This is a genomic window from Nocardia otitidiscaviarum NBRC 14405, assembly GCF_000308635.1.
Lineage (GTDB): Bacteria > Actinomycetota > Actinomycetes > Mycobacteriales > Mycobacteriaceae > Nocardia > Nocardia otitidiscaviarum.
The window spans coordinates 73,158-88,517 of the sequence record NZ_BAGD01000081.1; the positions used below are offsets into that span (position 1 = coordinate 73,158).

The following is a 15,360-nucleotide window of genomic DNA, read 5'->3' on the forward strand; positions in this document are numbered from 1 at the left end:
CTCTGATCGACGCGGCCATCCCGTTCGCGCGAAACGTGTCGGCCGGCTCAGCTGTCGGGCCAGCTCAGCCCCGCGAACCCCGGAACCGCGTCCGATCGGAGTTCGAGCACGGGAATCGGCTTGCCTATCGGGTTTCCCATCTCGTCGAAGGCGATCGAACCGCTGGCACCGCTGATCGCGGACCGGCCGTGCAACCTGTTCATGACCTGCAGCACATCGGTCGCGCCGACGTCGGCGACGGTGTCGCCCGCCGCGCTCCGGATCGACCACGCGGCCGCCTGCACCGCGTCGTAGGCGATGATGGCGACTCCGTCGTCGAGCGAATCCCCCGGAAACAGCGTGGGGTAGCACGTATCGCAGGAGTCGGTGAACTTGGCGATCGAGCCCGCGCTGAAGGCTTCCGGCCGAACCTGCCACGCCTGCGGATGCGCCAGCCCGGTGAAGACCACCCGCACACCGCTGCCCAGCGTGCGGCTGACCGCATCGTCCTGTGCGGCATACTGCGACAGATCGTCGGCGGTGGCCACGGTGATCGGCCAATCCGTGCACTGGCGCTCCGCCAGTGCCTTGATCAGCAAGGTCGCGTGGGCTCCGCGACCGGCGAAATACAGCACGTCGGGACGGGCCGCGCAGATATTGGGCAGCATGAGGGAGAACGCGTTGGCCACACTGCCGGCGTCGGACAGATACCACTCCGTCGGAGCGGCGAGTCGATGATCGGCATCGACGAAGCCCTCCGAGAACGCGGTGGCGAGCGTCTGCGGGTAGTGGTCGCGGGGGTTCCGGTCCTGTACCAGTAGAGCCGTGCGGTGCTGTGGTTTCAGATAGTCCGCGACGGCGCGCGCCTGGGCGGAGTTGGTCGGCGACACCCGGACGAAACCGCCGATGCCCGTCAGGTCGTCCGCGGTGAGGGTGGAGGCGAACACCGGCAGCCGCGATTCGGACAGCTGTTCCATCGCCTCCCGGGCATTCTCGGTGCTGAGCCCGATTCCGGTGACGGCGACAATGCGATCGCTGTCCGCGCGCCGACGCAATTCGTCGACGACCCGCGGCCAATCCCGCAGTCCGCTCCCGGGATTGGCGAGCAGCAGCCGGATGAGCGGCCTACCGCCGCTCGCGGTGACGTCATGGTTCACAGCGTGCTGGGCGAGGTAGGCGCCCTGCAGTTGATGACGTACCCAGGGCATCGTCACCTCGTCCCCCGGCCGTAACGTCATCGGCAGCAGGACCGCGACGCTGACGTTGTTCTCGTCCCGGCGTGCGACGTCCTGGTTCTCCGCGTGGATCAATCGCTGCACGTCGTCGAGTTCCGGAGCGAAGACGTAGCTGCCGTCGGTCACGCCCGTACATTCACCGGATTCGCCGGTACGGGTCACGCCCGCCCCGCACGCGCGCAGCGCGTCGCGCACCGACGGAATCACGACGAACGCCGCGACCAGTGCGATCACCACCAGCACGGTGCCACCGACGATCCACGCCCACCGGTGCCACGGCGGTCGTGGTGGCGCTATCGGTTCGCTTCGACCGCTCATCGATACCTCTCCGCACGCTCGTACAGCACCATGGACCCGCTGCCCCGCCCGATCGCCAGATGCTGGAGCTCGCTGCGGATCATGGCGTGCAACGTCGCATCCGGATCACCGAGCGGATCGTTCGTGATCCAGAGCGCGGCCGTCAACCAGCCCAGGCTGCTGCCCAATTCGTCCTCCGGCTCACCGACAATCGGCTGGATCTGGTCGATGGGCGCGACATCGGTCGCGAGCCGATTCGGCGCGGAGGTGATGAGGTCCAGGTCCGCCAGCCACGCCGTGGCGGCCGCGACATCGAATTCAGTGCCCGGGGCGTCGAACGGCCGACGCAGGTAGCCGACCACGGCGGGCACGTTCTCCAACGCCAGGTCGTGGTAGCACGCCTCCGCTGTCCGCTCCCGCCGCACGAGGCTGTCGCGACAGATCGAGTGCGTGGCGACCCAGTCGCGCGGATCGTCCGCTGCTCGCTCGGACAACTCGGACAACAGGATTCGACGCAGCCACGGATTGACGCGAAAGCCGACACCGGGCTGTTCCCGGATCCACAGGTGGTTTCGTAACTTCTCCACCAGCGCGGCCGCGTCCGGGCGGGCGGAGTCCAGCAACTCGGGTTCGTACAGCATGTCGATGGTGTGGGCCGCGCTCGCGGTGACGAGGTCGCGACGTTCGGCGGCGTGGTCGAAATCCCGCAGCAGATGTTCGCGGGCTTTCTCCGATACCGTCGGCGGCTGCTCGGAGGTAGGACCGGGCAGGGTGGAGGGCGGCACTCGCAGGGTCATGACCTGCCGCAGCCGCGTCGGCCTCTCCTGGTAGCCGCAATTCGACGCTGCGCCGAGCACATCGATCGCACCGCCGGGATGGCCGTCGGTCAGTCGATGTACGAAGCCGACGAGGGTCGCGTCCGGACGCATGCCACGGGCGGCCGCCACATCGGCGATCTGCTCGGGTGCCAATCGTCCGAGATCGACGAGGTACCAGGGCAGCCACGGGCAGGGGGCCGATTCGCGGTGCTCATGCCAGTCCGCGGCGATATCGGTGAGCATGCGCGGTGCGGGCATGTTCAGCCCACCGGTGAGCTGTGTCGATGGATGCCGAGGGCCGCGGGGCAGCTGACTGCCCGGATGGTGCCAGCCCTCGCTCCACCGCGGCATCCAGGTCCGGCTGGTAGCGACCACGACCATCGGATCGTTCTCCGCATCCGACCGGTACCGGCTGCGCTCCAGTGCGGACAGAAAGTTCCGGCCCGCGGATGTGTGCACATTGTCCAGCAGGACAACGCAATTGAGGGTCCGCCTGCTCCGGTTGAACCCGGAGTAGGCGTGCCGCAGGTCGCCGAGGAACGCCTCGCAGAAGATGGTGTCGACCTCGCTTCGCTCGGCTTCGCCCTCGCCGTGCGACCACCGGGCCAGATCTATCAGGGCGTCCTCGGGACCGCCCTCGACGGAGGAAAGCCGACCGATGTGCCGTAGCAGCCGCCGCCGGTCGAACCAACCCAGACCTCGCAGCAGTAACCCCGTCGCCGACGAAATCCAGGGCGGCAGACCCGATCCGCCCGCTACCACCCCGTCAGCGAATTCCACCAGGTCCGTGATGGCGCCGTGGTTGCGTTCGATCGGCTGGCTGCCGGCAACGACTCGTCGCAACCCGTCGAGGGCGCGCCGACGATCGTCGGCGTCGGTGTGGATCGAACTGCCGACGACCAACAGGCACAGCCACAGTCGCGGAAACGCCAGCCGACCGAACTGCGCTCGACGGCGACTCAGCCCGAACGCCAATTCACCGAGCACTTCACTCGGCTCCGCCTCGCGATGCTCGAAATCCACATACACGTGTGGTATCTCCCGGCACCGATACCGAATCTCGCTCAGCAGCGCCGTCTTTCCGGTACCTCGCGGGCCGACCGCGACCACGATCGGAGAATCCACATCGTGCCCCTGCGGCCGGGCGAGCAGATGTTCGAGAAACCACCCGGTGAAGGGGCGGGTGCCCGACAGCCGCGGTGGATCCATCGTCATCCCCACCCGCTCCAGCGCTCATTCGATTCCGATCAATGCGTATCGGAGATGCTAGTCACGACAGCCGAACCGAACGCCCGGTGCTGCACACCGTCGTCAACTCGTAACACTGCCGTCAAGGTCGCGCATGCGACGGGGCGTGACTCGACATCGCGAATCGATCTGGAAGGCACCGCGTTCGGAGTAGGATCACGGTCGGCGTGGCCGTCTCAGGTTCGGGTCCGCTCCCGAGAGGCCCGACGGTGGTTCGCCGGATCGAGGGGATGTGCCGATGTCAGACCCGCGCGCCTACACGGTTTTGATCGCAGTGCCCGCGCTTTTCGCATTCGGGTCCGGTACCGCTACCGCGGCACCGCAGCATCCCGACCTCCCCCGGCCCGTCGCGGGTAGCTTCGACGCGGCCGAGACACCTACCGCGGCGCGGGATCTCAACCACCTGCGGATCGGTTCCCAGACGATTCCTCTGCCCGAGGGGATCGACCCCGGTCTCCGGGAACAAGCGCAGAACTCCGTGGACGACACGCAACGGCGGATCACCACCGCCTACGACGATATCGGCTTCCCCCGCAACGAATCCGACCGCCGCACCGCGTCCACCGTGGCCGGTGCCGTCATCGGCGCCGCGGTCGCCAAGGTCGTCGTCTTTCCCTTGGAGATCGTGGGGTGCGGAGTCGGCGCGACGGTCGGCGCGATCGCCGGGGGCGTCATCGGCGGGCTTCCGACCGTGGGTGCGGGCGTCCCGGTCGGCGCGGCGGTGGGCGGGCTGGCGGGCTGCCTGCTCGGTGGGCTGGCGGTGGCCATCCCGGTGGATGTGGTCGGCCTGGTCGGCGGGGCCGTTATCGGCGGAACCATCGGTGGCGCGTTGGGCTCCGGCACCGAACCGACTCCCACAGACGCCCCCACACCCATCGCCAACGGCCCAGCGCCCCTATCTGATTCGCCGACTACCGCGCCGGTAGACGCCTTCGCCGCGGTCAGCCCCGACAACACCGCCATCACCTCGCTCGACGCCGCGATCGACGCGATGCCACCGCTCGCCCCCGACACGCTGGGTCCTCTGACCCAGCCAGCCAACGACCTGCTCGCGGCGGTGCAGGCCGCATTCTGAGCAACCCCCTCGGACGGTACGTACGGAGTCCTGTGGCGCAGACCCGTGCTCGACCCGACACCACCCCCAACTCCGGAACCGCGTCCCGGCGAGCGGCGCCACGTCACTCCGGCTATCGGGGGTTCTCGGCGGCTTTGGCGACGCGCTCCGACATCGCCGCCGCCCACGACGCACCCTCTTGTTCGAATCGTCGTACCAGTACTCGCCAGCGGCCGGGATCGAGGGGGTCGACGACGAGAGCCTGTGTAGGCGAGAGGTGTGCCAGCACAGCCTGCGGCGGATTCAGCAGTGTGGCGGTGCGCCATCCGGGATACCGCCACGACGGCGGCAGCTCACCGTCGTTTTCCAGCAGCAACCGTGGCACCACCATTCGCTCGTGCGCGAATCGGTCGCCGGTGCTGTCGCCCTTACGGCGGAACACCTCCGCCTTCGAGCGTTGGTGCGCGACGACTCGGGACATGTCCACTGTGCCGTCGATCCGCAGCATCGCGCAGAGGACGGCGTAGTCGGCGTCGAGTTCGGCGAGTTGACCGCGAACGGCACGTGCGCCGAGCGGAATACGATCGGAAATCCATTGCAGCACATACAGTGTGCACTGAATGACGCCAACCGAGCGGGTCAGGGCAATGAACCACCCGTCGATATCGGATGCCCCGCGCGCGTCCGCCAGTCGCAACCATGGACGCTGAATGAGGGCGGTCAGTGCCGCCGATGCCGATCTGGAGACGCGGGCGGGCCGGTCGGGTTCGGTGAGCGGCGAGTGCGCCCAGTCGTTCCTGGTCGCCGGCACCTGACCGCCGAAGTAGCGGCGAACCAGATCCTCCGGAGTGTCGGTATCACGTATCGCCCACAGCAGCAACGTGACCGCTCGCGCCGCCCCGCGAGCGTCGCGGCACAAGCCGCTCTCCACCAGGTCGACAACATAATCCGTTGCGGTGGTGAGACTTCCGCACTTCCAAGCATGATGCAGCGCGGCTCGCTGTAAGCGCGCCGACTCCAACACATAGCTGTCGCCGTCGGACTGCCGGCTCGACCCCGAGTTCCGGCGCACCTCGGTGTGCGCCTCCCAGCGCACGAAAAGGTCGAGAAGCCAGTCCGACGGCGGGTACTGCGGGCGCTCGGACAGGTAGCCACTCAGTTCGACGTCGGGTGAACCGCCGACCGCGTGGCGCAGGAACGGTGTCCGCATAGCGGTGAACCGCAGACCGGTCGCCTGCTCGAGGCCCTGGGCGAAAGAGTAGACGACACTGTGCCGCGAGCGCCGCGCCGACACTCTGTCGGCGGCGTTCGGCGTCACCGCCTCGAACGCACTGACGAGCAATGCCTCTTTCATCAGAAAGGCGAGAACCTCCGCGAGGGTGTCCAACCCCCGGACACCGCGATCGACCGTGAACCCGATCGGGATCATCACAGCACCCCGAGCCCGCCGACCACCCCGACGATGTCACCACCGTTTCGCCGTGCCGCCTGAAATCCCTTGAGCAGCCATTCCCGAATGGGGCGCGCATTGGTGCGCTCGTATTCCAGTCCCGCCTGGGTCCAGTGCACACCGAGAGCGTCCAGGAACTTTCGCGGCTTGGTGTGCTGGGCCATCTCCTCGATATCGGCGAAAACCGTGCGCAGATGGCTGCGGACCGCGTCCGAGTTCTCCTGGGGCAGGGGTAGAAACACGCCATCGGTCGATTCGGCGAAGTCGCCGAACACGACCAGCCCCGGTGGGCGCGGCACGCGTCGCCCGCCGTCGAACAGCGTGCGCAGCAACTCGTACGACGGATTCACTCCGCGCTGGATCTCTCCCCACCCGCCGGCGACGCTCCCCGAGACCGGAACCACGATCGGCGCGGGCTGGTGCCACGTGAACATGACCAGAATGTCCGGCCCGCTGTCGTCGGCGAGCGTGCACCCCTGTACATAGTCGGCGACCGGCCGGTCCGCGACCGGATCGAATGCCAGGAAGCACACGGTCGAATAGTCCCTGCGCAGGCGCGCCAGGTTCTCCGCCTCCAGCAAACTGGACAGCTGCCTGACATTCCCTCCGTCGAAGCGGGCGTCGGAGGTCGCCTCCTCCAGGATGGCCTGCACCGAGATCACCAGCACAGCGAGAACAGTAGCGATACCGGTGGCTCCGCGCGGTCTTTCGGCCAGCTGGTCGCCAATCGGCCCACCCGGTTCGGCGGCCCCGAGATCGGGTCACGCTCAGCGGTAAGCCTTGGGACGGAAAGATTCTCACTTCCACCCGTCTCGTTCGGGGGGCTCCGGATGACCACGCTGGGGTCTTTCGCGCAGCTTTGCGGGTCCATCGGCCCCTGTTCCGGATGCCGGACCGGCCGAGACTGGGAGGTGCCCGACACCTATCACGGAGGCAACATCATGAAGGTCGAAGAACTCCTCGCGGCCGCGAAGGACAACGCCACGGTGAAGCGCGTCTACGCCGAACCGGTCGAGCGGGACGGAATCACGGTGATCGCCGCCGCCGCAGTCTCCGGCGGCGCGGGCGGCGGTGGCGGCCACGACAAGGAGGGGCAGGAAGGCTCCGGCGGCGGCTACGGCATCGGAGCCAAACCGGTCGGCGCGTTCGTGCTGCAGGACGGGCAGTTGCGCTGGCAGCCTGCCGTCGACGTCAATCGGGTGATCACCGTCGCCGGGTTCGTCATCGCCATCGCGATGATCCTCGGTGCGCGCATCGCCAGAGCACACGAACGGTAAGTGTTCAAGGACGTTCGCCGGGTTGTCGTCCGACGAGACGGCAGCCCGCCGCGTCGGTGATCACTCCGGAGTCGAGTGCGCCGCACCGTGCTACCGTGGCGACGAGTCCGCCGTACGGGGTTGTGATGCGAAGCTACAGCGATTATCTGCGTTGGCTGTACCGAACCGGTCGACCGAATTGGTTTGCCCGGGTGCAGAATCGAGCCTCGGCGTGGGTGTTCGCGCTCGGCGTCGCCCCGCGCAGGGTAGCCGCGCTCGGCATCGTGGGACGGCGCAGCGGACGGCTCATCTGGTTTCCGATCGTCCTGACCGAGGTCGACGGCGAACGGTATGTGGTGTCGATGCTCGGTCCGAACGTCAACTGGGTGCGCAATCTGGCCGCGGCCCACGGCCGGGCGGTACTGCGCCACGGCCGCCGAGAGGACGTCCGACTGACGGAAGTGGAACCGGCGCACAGACCTCCCATCCTGCGGCGCTATGTCCAGATAGCGCCGGGCGCGCGCCCGCACATCCCGGTCGGGCGCGACGCGCCCCTCACGGACTGGCAGCGCATCGCCGCGGATTACCCGGTCTTCCGGATCACGCGCTAGGACACACCGCACCCGCCCGGCGTCATCCGCGCCGCGCCGACTGCGCTGAATCGTGCAGATCCGCGCTCGCGGCGAGGTCCTCGGGCCACTCACCCCACACACCGGTACGCAAGGCGCGAGTATGCCCCTCCCCGACAGCGCGCAGCGCAGCCGTCCACGCCGCCGGTTCGACCACCTCGGCAAGGTTCAGGCCGGGTAGCGCAGCGAGTGCGGCGCGTAGGCTCGGATGCAGCGACTGATGCACTACCGCTCCACCGCCATCGGTGACGGTCAAGACGCCGATCGGGACCGCCGACCGTGCCAGCCGCGCCACGACCTCCAACTCTCCCCCACTCGCCGCACCGAAACGATCGACGACCTCGCCGCAATGCTCGGCCAGCCGCAATCGGATACACCGGCGAGCGATATCGCGCTCGCCGACACCCAGCTGCTCGGTCAACTCGGCCATGGACGGCGGCCGCGCCGCGGACCACCCCGTGGTCAGTACCTCATCGGCGGCCGCGCCCCACAGCGGCAGCCTGTGCCGCTGGTGGGTTTCCCAGACGAAGTCCTCCCACTCGAAATCCGGCGCGGCCGCCATCCTGCCCAATGCCCCCAGCGCCGATCTCTCCGCATACGCATTGTCGAGCAGCCATCGAGCCCGCGTTCGGACACCGGTCACCGTGCGCTCGCAGAGATCGGCGATATCGTCATCGTCGAGGCCGCGCGCCAGCGCATCGAACAGCAACGCATAGTCCTCGGCGGTCCAGGGTTGGCCTTGGCGGGCTGGGCGGTCGGTGACAGTCATCGAATCCCCTCACATTCGTCGTAGGCATCGTGCCGATTCCGGCGGTGCACAGCACGCCGTATTCCTGTGGTGACCAAAGGAATATGAGCGAGATGCCACCACCATCATCAGCCAGCGCACCGACAAGGGGGTCTGTTGCACGGGATTGGTGACAAATCGAGCCACGTCAGGCAGATACGAGGGCTCGAGGCGCCCCGGTGCAATATCTTCGCCCCACCCGACCGACACACGTGATCGCTGCGCAGTTGGTGTGTTCACACGAGAGAAAGGTTGGATCGCTGTGTCCGCTCCGAGGCTGGGCAAGGGACAGAATCAGCCGTTGCCACCGCATACACGCCGCATCACGGTCGCTATCGGATGGACCGATCCGCACATCGATGTCGATGCCTCGGCCCTGCTGCTCGGCAGTGGCGGGAAAGTCGGTGCCGACAGCGATTTCATCTTCTTCAACCAGCCCGCCTCGCCGGACGGTACGGTGCGTTTCCTCGGCATCACTCCTACCGACGACGACAGTGTGCAGGCACGAATCTCGATCGACCTGGCGAGGCTGTCGGACTCGGTTGCCTCCATCGCCGTGATCGCCAGCCTCGAATCCCGTCGTTTCGCCGAACTCGGCGATCTGACCCTCACCTTCGCCGATGAACACAACCGCGTGCTGGCCGAGTACATCACCAGCGATGCGACCACCGAGACAGCCCTGTTCTGCGGCGAGGTCTACCGCCGTGGCGACGGCTGGAAGATCCGTGCGGTCGGGCAGGGCTGGGACTCCGGGCTCGCCGGTCTGGCAACGGATTTCGGCCTTAACTTCGACGACGACATCGACCACGAACGTATCGACGAGACCGTGCGACACGAGGTCGGTGATCGATACCGGCTGTGGACCCAGGCCAGGACATTCTGCGATTACGAGCTCACCATCGAGCCCCCGCTTCTGCCCGCCCTTCGTAGCCTGTTCCCACAGGACTTCCTGACAGACGGCGAAGAGCTGCGACCGATCGTCGAGCTCGTTCCCGAGCCCGACGGCGACCGAGGCGAATGGGCGGTATCGGTTCGGGCGGACGGCCGCACGGTCGGGTACCTGAACGACGAGGATGCTCCGCGTTGGGCAGGTGTGCTGAGACGTATCGTCTCCTCGGGTTTCGTGCCGACCACCACCAGCCGGATTTGGGCCCGAGAATACGACGGATTCGATGGCATCGAATTCAGCGCCTACATGCACATCGCGCTGGGAGACCCGGACGAGGCGTTACCTCTCAACGAGCCGCCCGCGGTGCCGTACGCGATGCTGCCCCGATCGTCGATCATTCAGGTCACCAAGGAAGACGACCATTTCGATGTCCTCCGAAAGTACGTCCCGGACAAGGGATACGGCCTGCTGTTCGCTACCCTCCACGAGAACACGGCCGCCACGAACAAAGTCAAACCCCATGTCGAGGTTCGTCTCGACGAGAAACGGATCGGTCAGCTGACCCCGCAGATGAGCCAGCGCTTCCTGCCGATGCTTCGACATCTGAACCAACGGGCTCTGGTCGCGGCCTGCTGGGCCGACATCACCGGCTCGGCGGTGGCGGCCAAAGTCCGGATCGATGCCGTCAAAGCCAACGAAGCGACCGACGATGTGCTGAACGGGCCTCCGGCCACCATCCCGATCCTCCGAGCCACCATGCCGGATCCGCACGACTACGACCTCACCGCGCTACGACCGAAACTCCAGCCACTGCCACCCATCCCGCCACCACCGCCGCCACCCATCCCGGCAGAACCCGCCGACGGATCGGTCGTTCGCTTCACCAAGGGACGCCGCTACAACTACATCGCGGTCCGCCGCGGAAACCGGTGGGAAACCACCGCCACACAAGATTGGGGCGTGATCGACGAGGTCATGTCGTGGCCCCGCCTGGCCGCACGCGTCCGCGAATTCGAGATCGCGACAGCATGGGAACCGATCAAACCCCACGGCGACCACCGCACACGCGAATACCTGGCTGTCGTCCGATTCACGATCCACCGACAGTACATCGCAGCCATCAACATCCGCACCGACGGGCGACCCGACGGAGACTGGTACACCACGATCACCGACGACGCGGAGCAGAACCTGCCGTTCGGCGACTACGCCGAATGGTCGGACATCGCCGCCAGCGGTCAACACCTGCAATTGGCCACCGCATGGGCTCCCCTCTCCTGACACTGTGTTGCTCCCGACAAGTGCGTCAGAGTCAGGCCAGGCTCGACGCGTATCTGTGACTGAAGTAGCGTGCCGTCACATGAGTGATGATCTGAAGGGCAAAGGCGCGCTGGTCAGTGGGGCGAGCCGGGGTATCGGGCATGCGGTGGCGGCGGAGTTGTTGTCGCGGGGGGCCAGTGTGCTGATCACCGCGCGTAAGCCGGAACCGCTCGAGCAGGCCGCCGAGCAGTTGCGGGCGTTGGGACATCCGGGGAAGGTGCTCGCGGTGGCGGGGAATTCCGGGGATGCGGGGGCGCGGGCGGAGCAGGTGGCCGCGGCGGTGGCCGAATTCGGGTCGCTGGACATTCTGGTCAACAACACGGGGATCAATCCGGTGTACGGCGCGCTAATGGATGCCGATCTGGATGCCGTGCGCAAGATCTTCGATGTGAATGTCGTCGCGGCGCTGGGTTATATCCAGGAGGCGTACAAGGCGTGGATGCGGGACAACGGGGGTGCGGTGGTGAATCTGGCCAGTGTGGCCGGGATTCGCTCCACCGGGGTGATCGCGGCCTACGGTGCGTCCAAGGCGGCGCTCATCCGGCTCACCGAGGAGTTGGCGTGGCAGTTGGGGCCGCGTATTCGGGTGAACGCGGTCGCGCCGGGGGTGGTGAAGACGAAGTTCGCGGACGCGCTCTACTCGGCCGATGAGGAGGCTGCCGCCAACGTGTACCCGATGAAGCGGCTCGGTAAGCCGGAGGATGTGGCGGCGCTGGTGGCGTTCCTGGTGTCGGATCAGGCGTCGTGGATCACCGGTGAGACCGTGCGCGTGGACGGCGGGCTGCTGTCCACGGGCGGCATCTGAGGGTTCGCCTCCCCGAGCAGGGCGGCGGATCAAACCAGTTCGGCGAGTTTGCGTTCCAGCACCGCCCGCTCACGGTCGTTGCCGCACAGTCGAATCGCGTCCTTGTACTCGGTGCGCGCTTCGGCGGTGCGGCCCAGGCGGGCGAGGAGTTCGGCGCGCACGGTCGGCAACAGGTGCGAGGTGGAAAGACTTCCGCTCGAAGCCAATTGATCGACGATCGGGAGGGCGGCGGCGGGGCCGTGCGCCATGGATACCGCGACCGCGCGGTTGAGGTCGACGATGGGGGCCGGGCGCAGGCGGCCCAGCGCCTCGTAGAGCACGACGATGCGCTCCCAGTCGGTCTCCTCGACCGAGGGGGCGACGGCGTGACATTCGGCGATGGCGGCTTGCAGGCCGAAAGCGCCCAGGCCCCTGCCGATCTCGGCGGCGCGGGCCAGGGCGGCCTGGCCGCGCCGGATGGCGGACCGGTCCCAGCGGCGGCGGTCCTGGTGTTCGAGCAGGATCGGTTCGCCGTCGGGGCCGGTGCGGGCCGGGAAGCGCGCCGCGGTGAGTTCGAGCAGGGCCAGCAAGCCGTGGGTTTCGGGTTCGGTGGGTACCAGCCGGGCCAGCACCCGTGCGAGACGCCGTGCCTCACTGGCCAGATCGAGTCTGATGAGGTCGTCACCGGAGCTGGCCGACGAGCCCTCGGTGAAGATCACGTAGACCACCGACAGCACCGAGACGAGGCGTTCCGCCCGTTTGTCGGCGGGCGGCACCTCGAACGGAACCCGCGCCGCCGCAAGGGTTTTCTTGGCGCGGGTGATGCGCGCCTGCACGGTGGCGGTGGGCACCAGGAACGCCTTGGCGATCTCGTCGCTGGTGAGACCGCCGACCACTCGCAGCGTGAGGGCCACCCGGGCTTCCGCCGACAGCACCGGATGACAGGCGGTGAACATGAGCGCCAGCACGTCGTCGTCGATCTGATCGGGATCCCACGGCATATCCGGTTCCGAGTCCACGGGGGTCGCGCCCGCGACGATCCCGCCCTCCCCCAGCCCGTGGGCGAGGTCGGCGTATCGATCGTCGAGGGCGGCGCGGCGGCGGAAGGTGTCGATCGCGCGCCGACGACCGACGGTGAGCAGCCAGCCCGCCGGATTGCGCGGCGCGCCGTCGCGCGGCCAGCTCACCAGCGCCTCGGCCAGCGCCTCCTGCGCGAGGTCCTCGGCCAGCGCGAAATCCCCGGTGTAGCGGGCGAGCGCGCCGACGATCCGGGCGGATTCGATCCGCCAGACCGCGGCGACGCTCTCCCGGCTCGCGACCTCACTCATGCGCTCGGACGTCAGAGCTGACCGGTCTCTTCGCGCCAGGCCCGCTCGCGCTTGATCCACTCGTTGTCCTGCGGGAATTCGTCGATGGTCGGCACGCGGCGGATCTCGGTCTTGATGCCCGGACCGGTCATGGGCATCCGCTTGGCCCATTCGACAGCCTCCTGCTTGGAGGTCACGTTCAGGATGTAGTAGCCGCCGAACAGCTCCTTGGTCTCGCCGTACGGCCCGTCGGTGACCACGGGGGTCTCCGACGAGTAGTCCACGACCACGCTCTCCGCCGGGTCGTCGAGCCCCTCGGCGGCGACCAGTACGCCCGCCCGGATGAGCTCGTCGTTGAAGCGGCCCATGGTCTCGAGCATCTCGTTGAAGTCGACGTCGGCGAACCGGGCGAAGCCCTCGTCGGTGGCGCGCATGATGAGCATGTACTTCATGGTTGTCTCCTCGGTGTCGCGGGTCCCTCTCGAACCCTCTCATCCCTAGGTCGAACGGGCGCGACATCGAATCGACACGGCCGCGAATTTTTTTCGCGATTTTTTCTACAGCGCTGCCGGGCTGTCCAACCGCAGCACGCAGCGGGTGCCGGAGTAGATGGTCGGCATGCACTGATTGCAGTGGATACAGGCCGACCGCCGCGTCCGATCGGCCTCGATGCGGCGCACCAGATCGGGTTCCCGCAGCAGCGCCCGGCCCAGGGCGACGAAGTCGAAGCCCTCCGCCATGGCCAACCGCATGGTGTCGTGGTTGGTGATGCCACCGAGCAGGATCAGCGGCATGGTCAGCTCCCGCCGGAACTGGCGGGCGCGGTCGAGCAGATACGCCTCCCGGTACGGGTATTCCCGCAGGAAACCGCGGCCGATGAGCCGGAATCCCCAGCGTGCCGGGGGCGGTAGCACCTGGGCGAACTCGTGGCGCGGTGCGTCGCCGTGGAAGTACAGCATGGGGTTGAGCAGGGAGCTGCCCGCGGTCAACTCCAGGGCGTCGAGCGCGCCGTCCTGTTCCAGCCAGGCCGCGACCCGCAGTGATTCGGGCAGCCGGAGACCGGCGCGCACCCCGTCCTCCATATTCAGTTTGGCGATGACGGCGAGCCGGTCGCCCACGGCGTCCCGTACCGCGCGGGCGATCTCGCGTGCGAGCCGAGCCCGATTGACGAGGGAGCCGCCGTAACCGTCCTTGCGCCGGTTGAGCAGTGGGCTGAGGAAGGAACTCACCAGATAGTTGTGGCCGAAATGGATTTCGATCGCGTCGAATCCGGCCTCCTCGGCGATCCGGGCCGCGGTGGCGTGTTCGGCGATGATGCCCCGGATCTCGGTGTCGTCCGGGACGTGCATGGGACGCATGCCGAGCGGACTGAACAGGCGGCTGGGCGCGAGCGCGGGCGCGCGATTGGAGGCGGCGTTGGCGACCGGCCCGGCGTGGCCGATCTGGGCGCTGGCCAGGGCACCGGCGGCGTGCACGGCGTCGGTGAGCCGCCGTAGTCCCGGCACCGCCTCGGGCCGCATCCAGATCTGATGCCGGTCGGTACGGCCGCCGGGTGCGGTGGCGCAGTACGCGACGGTGGTGAGTCCGACTCCGCCCGCGGCCATTTCGCGGTGGAAGGCGATGAGTTCATCGGTGACGAGTGCGTCGGGGGTGCGGCCCTCGAAGGTCGCGGCCTTGATCACCCTGTTGCGCAGGGTGATCGGGCCGAGCCGGGCGGGTGCGAAGATCTCGGTCATGCCCGGCCTCCCGGTGCTGTCAGCCCGGCGACGACGAAATCGCGCAGAGCCGCCACGGATTCCGGCGATACGGTGGTGTCGGTGCCGAAGCGGCTGATGATGAGATCGAAGGCCAGTCTCCAGCGACGGCGACTGTCGGCCGGGGTGAGTTCGGGTAGCAGGCCGACCCACGAATCCATGTGGAACCAATGGCGAGTCCACGTCATCGGATACCGGCCCAGTACCAGCTGCGCGAGCAGCCGCAGGTGCAGCCGCCCGACCGGATCGCCCGACAGCTCCACGAAGGGCGCGATCACCGCTTCGACCACCGTCGGCACCGAGGCGTGCTCGGTGTCCAGAGCGGCGAGCCGGTCGGCCCACAGCGGGCCGAGACGATCTTCGATGAGCGCGGCGACCAGGGCTTCCTTCGAACCGAAGTGGTAGTGCACGGCAGCGGGATTCGCTCCCGCCGCCGTGCAGATCCCGCGCACCGAGACATCCTCGTAGCGCTCGGTCAACAGCAGTTTTTCGGCGGCGGCCAGCAGCCGGTCGCGGGTAGCCGCCCGCGCGGATGTCTTCTCGACCATGGAAG

At 67.7% G+C, this 15,360-nt stretch carries 14 protein-coding genes; 5 read left to right on the top strand and 9 right to left on the bottom strand.

Annotated features, from left to right (window positions below; genetic code table 11):
• Nucleotides 1–47: 47 nt before the first annotated feature.
• Nucleotides 48–1,532, bottom strand: a complete 1,485-nt coding sequence (locus tag ON31_RS16885; RefSeq protein ID WP_081592515.1) for an ABC transporter substrate-binding protein — start codon at nucleotides 1,530–1,532, stop codon at nucleotides 48–50.
• Nucleotides 1,529–3,544: a P-loop NTPase family protein gene (locus tag ON31_RS16890; RefSeq protein ID WP_115061588.1), complete on the bottom strand. Its 2,016-nt coding sequence runs from the start codon at nucleotides 3,542–3,544 to the stop codon at nucleotides 1,529–1,531. Before ON31_RS16890 ends, ON31_RS16885 begins: the two co-directional genes overlap by 4 nt.
• Nucleotides 3,545–3,815: 271 nt before the next feature.
• Here ON31_RS16890 and ON31_RS34725 point away from each other — a divergent pair, with 271 nt between their 5' ends.
• Nucleotides 3,816–4,652: a hypothetical protein gene (locus tag ON31_RS34725; RefSeq protein ID WP_051037380.1), complete on the top strand. Its 837-nt coding sequence runs from the start codon at nucleotides 3,816–3,818 to the stop codon at nucleotides 4,650–4,652.
• 112 nt (nucleotides 4,653–4,764) lie between these two features.
• On the opposite strand, the gene ON31_RS16900 is transcribed toward ON31_RS34725, so the two are convergent.
• Entirely contained in the window at nucleotides 4,765–6,060 is a 1,296-nt protein-coding gene (locus tag ON31_RS16900) for a hypothetical protein (RefSeq protein ID WP_039814807.1), read from the bottom strand.
• Nucleotides 6,060–6,749 (bottom strand): hypothetical protein, encoded by a 690-nt coding sequence (locus ON31_RS16905; RefSeq protein ID WP_039814809.1) that lies wholly within the window; start codon nucleotides 6,747–6,749, stop codon nucleotides 6,060–6,062. The genes ON31_RS16900 and ON31_RS16905 overlap by 1 nt, the downstream gene beginning before the upstream one ends.
• A 273-nt stretch (nucleotides 6,750–7,022) precedes the next feature.
• Here ON31_RS16905 and ON31_RS16910 point away from each other — a divergent pair, with 273 nt between their 5' ends.
• Both ON31_RS16910 and ON31_RS16915 read left to right on the top strand, forming a co-directional pair.
• Nucleotides 7,023–7,358 carry a spore germination protein GerW family protein gene (locus ON31_RS16910; protein ID WP_039815071.1) on the top strand — a complete coding sequence of 112 codons (336 nt, stop codon included), beginning with the start codon at nucleotides 7,023–7,025 and terminating at the stop codon, nucleotides 7,356–7,358.
• A 191-nt stretch (nucleotides 7,359–7,549) separates the two neighbouring features.
• Nucleotides 7,550–7,948 carry a nitroreductase/quinone reductase family protein gene (locus ON31_RS16915; protein ID WP_255222140.1) on the top strand — a complete coding sequence of 133 codons (399 nt, stop codon included), beginning with the start codon at nucleotides 7,550–7,552 and terminating at the stop codon, nucleotides 7,946–7,948.
• A 22-nt stretch (nucleotides 7,949–7,970) separates the two neighbouring features.
• Here the strand turns inward: ON31_RS16915 and ON31_RS16920 are convergent, their stop codons facing one another.
• On the bottom strand, nucleotides 7,971–8,735 hold the full coding sequence (locus tag ON31_RS16920) for a hypothetical protein (RefSeq protein WP_039814812.1): 765 nt from the start codon (nucleotides 8,733–8,735) through the stop codon (nucleotides 7,971–7,973).
• Nucleotides 8,736–8,883: 148 nt separating this feature from the next.
• Here ON31_RS16920 and ON31_RS16925 point away from each other — a divergent pair, with 148 nt between their 5' ends.
• Both ON31_RS16925 and ON31_RS16930 read left to right on the top strand, forming a co-directional pair.
• The gene (locus tag ON31_RS16925; protein WP_157533716.1) at nucleotides 8,884–10,923 is read left to right on the top strand and encodes a TerD family protein; all 2,040 of its coding nucleotides are present in this window, start codon (nucleotides 8,884–8,886) and stop codon (nucleotides 10,921–10,923) included.
• A 79-nt stretch (nucleotides 10,924–11,002) separates the two neighbouring features.
• A complete protein-coding gene (locus ON31_RS16930) occupies nucleotides 11,003–11,767 on the top strand; it encodes an SDR family oxidoreductase (protein ID WP_039814815.1) in 765 nt (254 codons plus the stop codon).
• Between the two features lie 29 nt (nucleotides 11,768–11,796).
• On the opposite strand, the gene ON31_RS16935 is transcribed toward ON31_RS16930, so the two are convergent.
• The 4 genes from ON31_RS16935 to ON31_RS16950 all read right to left on the bottom strand — a co-directional run bounded on the left by ON31_RS16935 (nucleotide 11,797) and on the right by ON31_RS16950 (nucleotide 15,355).
• Nucleotides 11,797–13,074 carry an RNA polymerase sigma factor gene (locus ON31_RS16935; RefSeq protein WP_039814817.1) on the bottom strand — a complete coding sequence of 426 codons (1,278 nt, stop codon included), beginning with the start codon at nucleotides 13,072–13,074 and terminating at the stop codon, nucleotides 11,797–11,799.
• Nucleotides 13,075–13,085: 11 nt separating this feature from the next.
• Nucleotides 13,086–13,505, bottom strand: coding sequence for a YciI family protein (locus ON31_RS16940; RefSeq protein ID WP_039814819.1), 420 nt, complete (start codon nucleotides 13,503–13,505; stop codon nucleotides 13,086–13,088).
• A 105-nt stretch (nucleotides 13,506–13,610) separates the two neighbouring features.
• Entirely contained in the window at nucleotides 13,611–14,789 is a 1,179-nt protein-coding gene (locus ON31_RS16945; protein WP_039814820.1) for an NADH:flavin oxidoreductase, read from the bottom strand.
• Nucleotides 14,786–15,355 (bottom strand): TetR/AcrR family transcriptional regulator, encoded by a 570-nt coding sequence (locus ON31_RS16950; protein ID WP_039814822.1) that lies wholly within the window; start codon nucleotides 15,353–15,355, stop codon nucleotides 14,786–14,788. Before ON31_RS16950 ends, ON31_RS16945 begins: the two co-directional genes overlap by 4 nt.
• Nucleotides 15,356–15,360: the final 5 nt, after the last annotated feature.

What these genes read in the sequence shown, in the direction of transcription:
- ON31_RS16885 (WP_081592515.1), bottom strand. Translation starts at nt 1,532, where the DNA reads ATGAGCGGTCGAAGCGAACCGATAGCGCCACCACGACCGCCGTGGCAC.
- ON31_RS16890 (WP_115061588.1), bottom strand. Translation starts at nt 3,544, where the DNA reads ATGACGATGGATCCACCGCGGCTGTCGGGCACCCGCCCCTTCACCGGG.
- ON31_RS34725 (WP_051037380.1), top strand. Translation starts at nt 3,816, where the DNA reads ATGTCAGACCCGCGCGCCTACACGGTTTTGATCGCAGTGCCCGCGCTT.
- ON31_RS16900 (WP_039814807.1), bottom strand. Translation starts at nt 6,060, where the DNA reads ATGATCCCGATCGGGTTCACGGTCGATCGCGGTGTCCGGGGGTTGGAC.
- ON31_RS16910 (WP_039815071.1), top strand. Translation starts at nt 7,023, where the DNA reads ATGAAGGTCGAAGAACTCCTCGCGGCCGCGAAGGACAACGCCACGGTG.
- ON31_RS16920 (WP_039814812.1), bottom strand. Translation starts at nt 8,735, where the DNA reads ATGACTGTCACCGACCGCCCAGCCCGCCAAGGCCAACCCTGGACCGCC.
- ON31_RS16930 (WP_039814815.1), top strand. Translation starts at nt 11,003, where the DNA reads ATGAGTGATGATCTGAAGGGCAAAGGCGCGCTGGTCAGTGGGGCGAGC.
- ON31_RS16935 (WP_039814817.1), bottom strand. Translation starts at nt 13,074, where the DNA reads ATGAGTGAGGTCGCGAGCCGGGAGAGCGTCGCCGCGGTCTGGCGGATC.
- ON31_RS16940 (WP_039814819.1), bottom strand. Translation starts at nt 13,505, where the DNA reads ATGAAGTACATGCTCATCATGCGCGCCACCGACGAGGGCTTCGCCCGG.
- ON31_RS16945 (WP_039814820.1), bottom strand. Translation starts at nt 14,789, where the DNA reads ATGACCGAGATCTTCGCACCCGCCCGGCTCGGCCCGATCACCCTGCGC.
- ON31_RS16950 (WP_039814822.1), bottom strand. Translation starts at nt 15,355, where the DNA reads ATGGTCGAGAAGACATCCGCGCGGGCGGCTACCCGCGACCGGCTGCTG.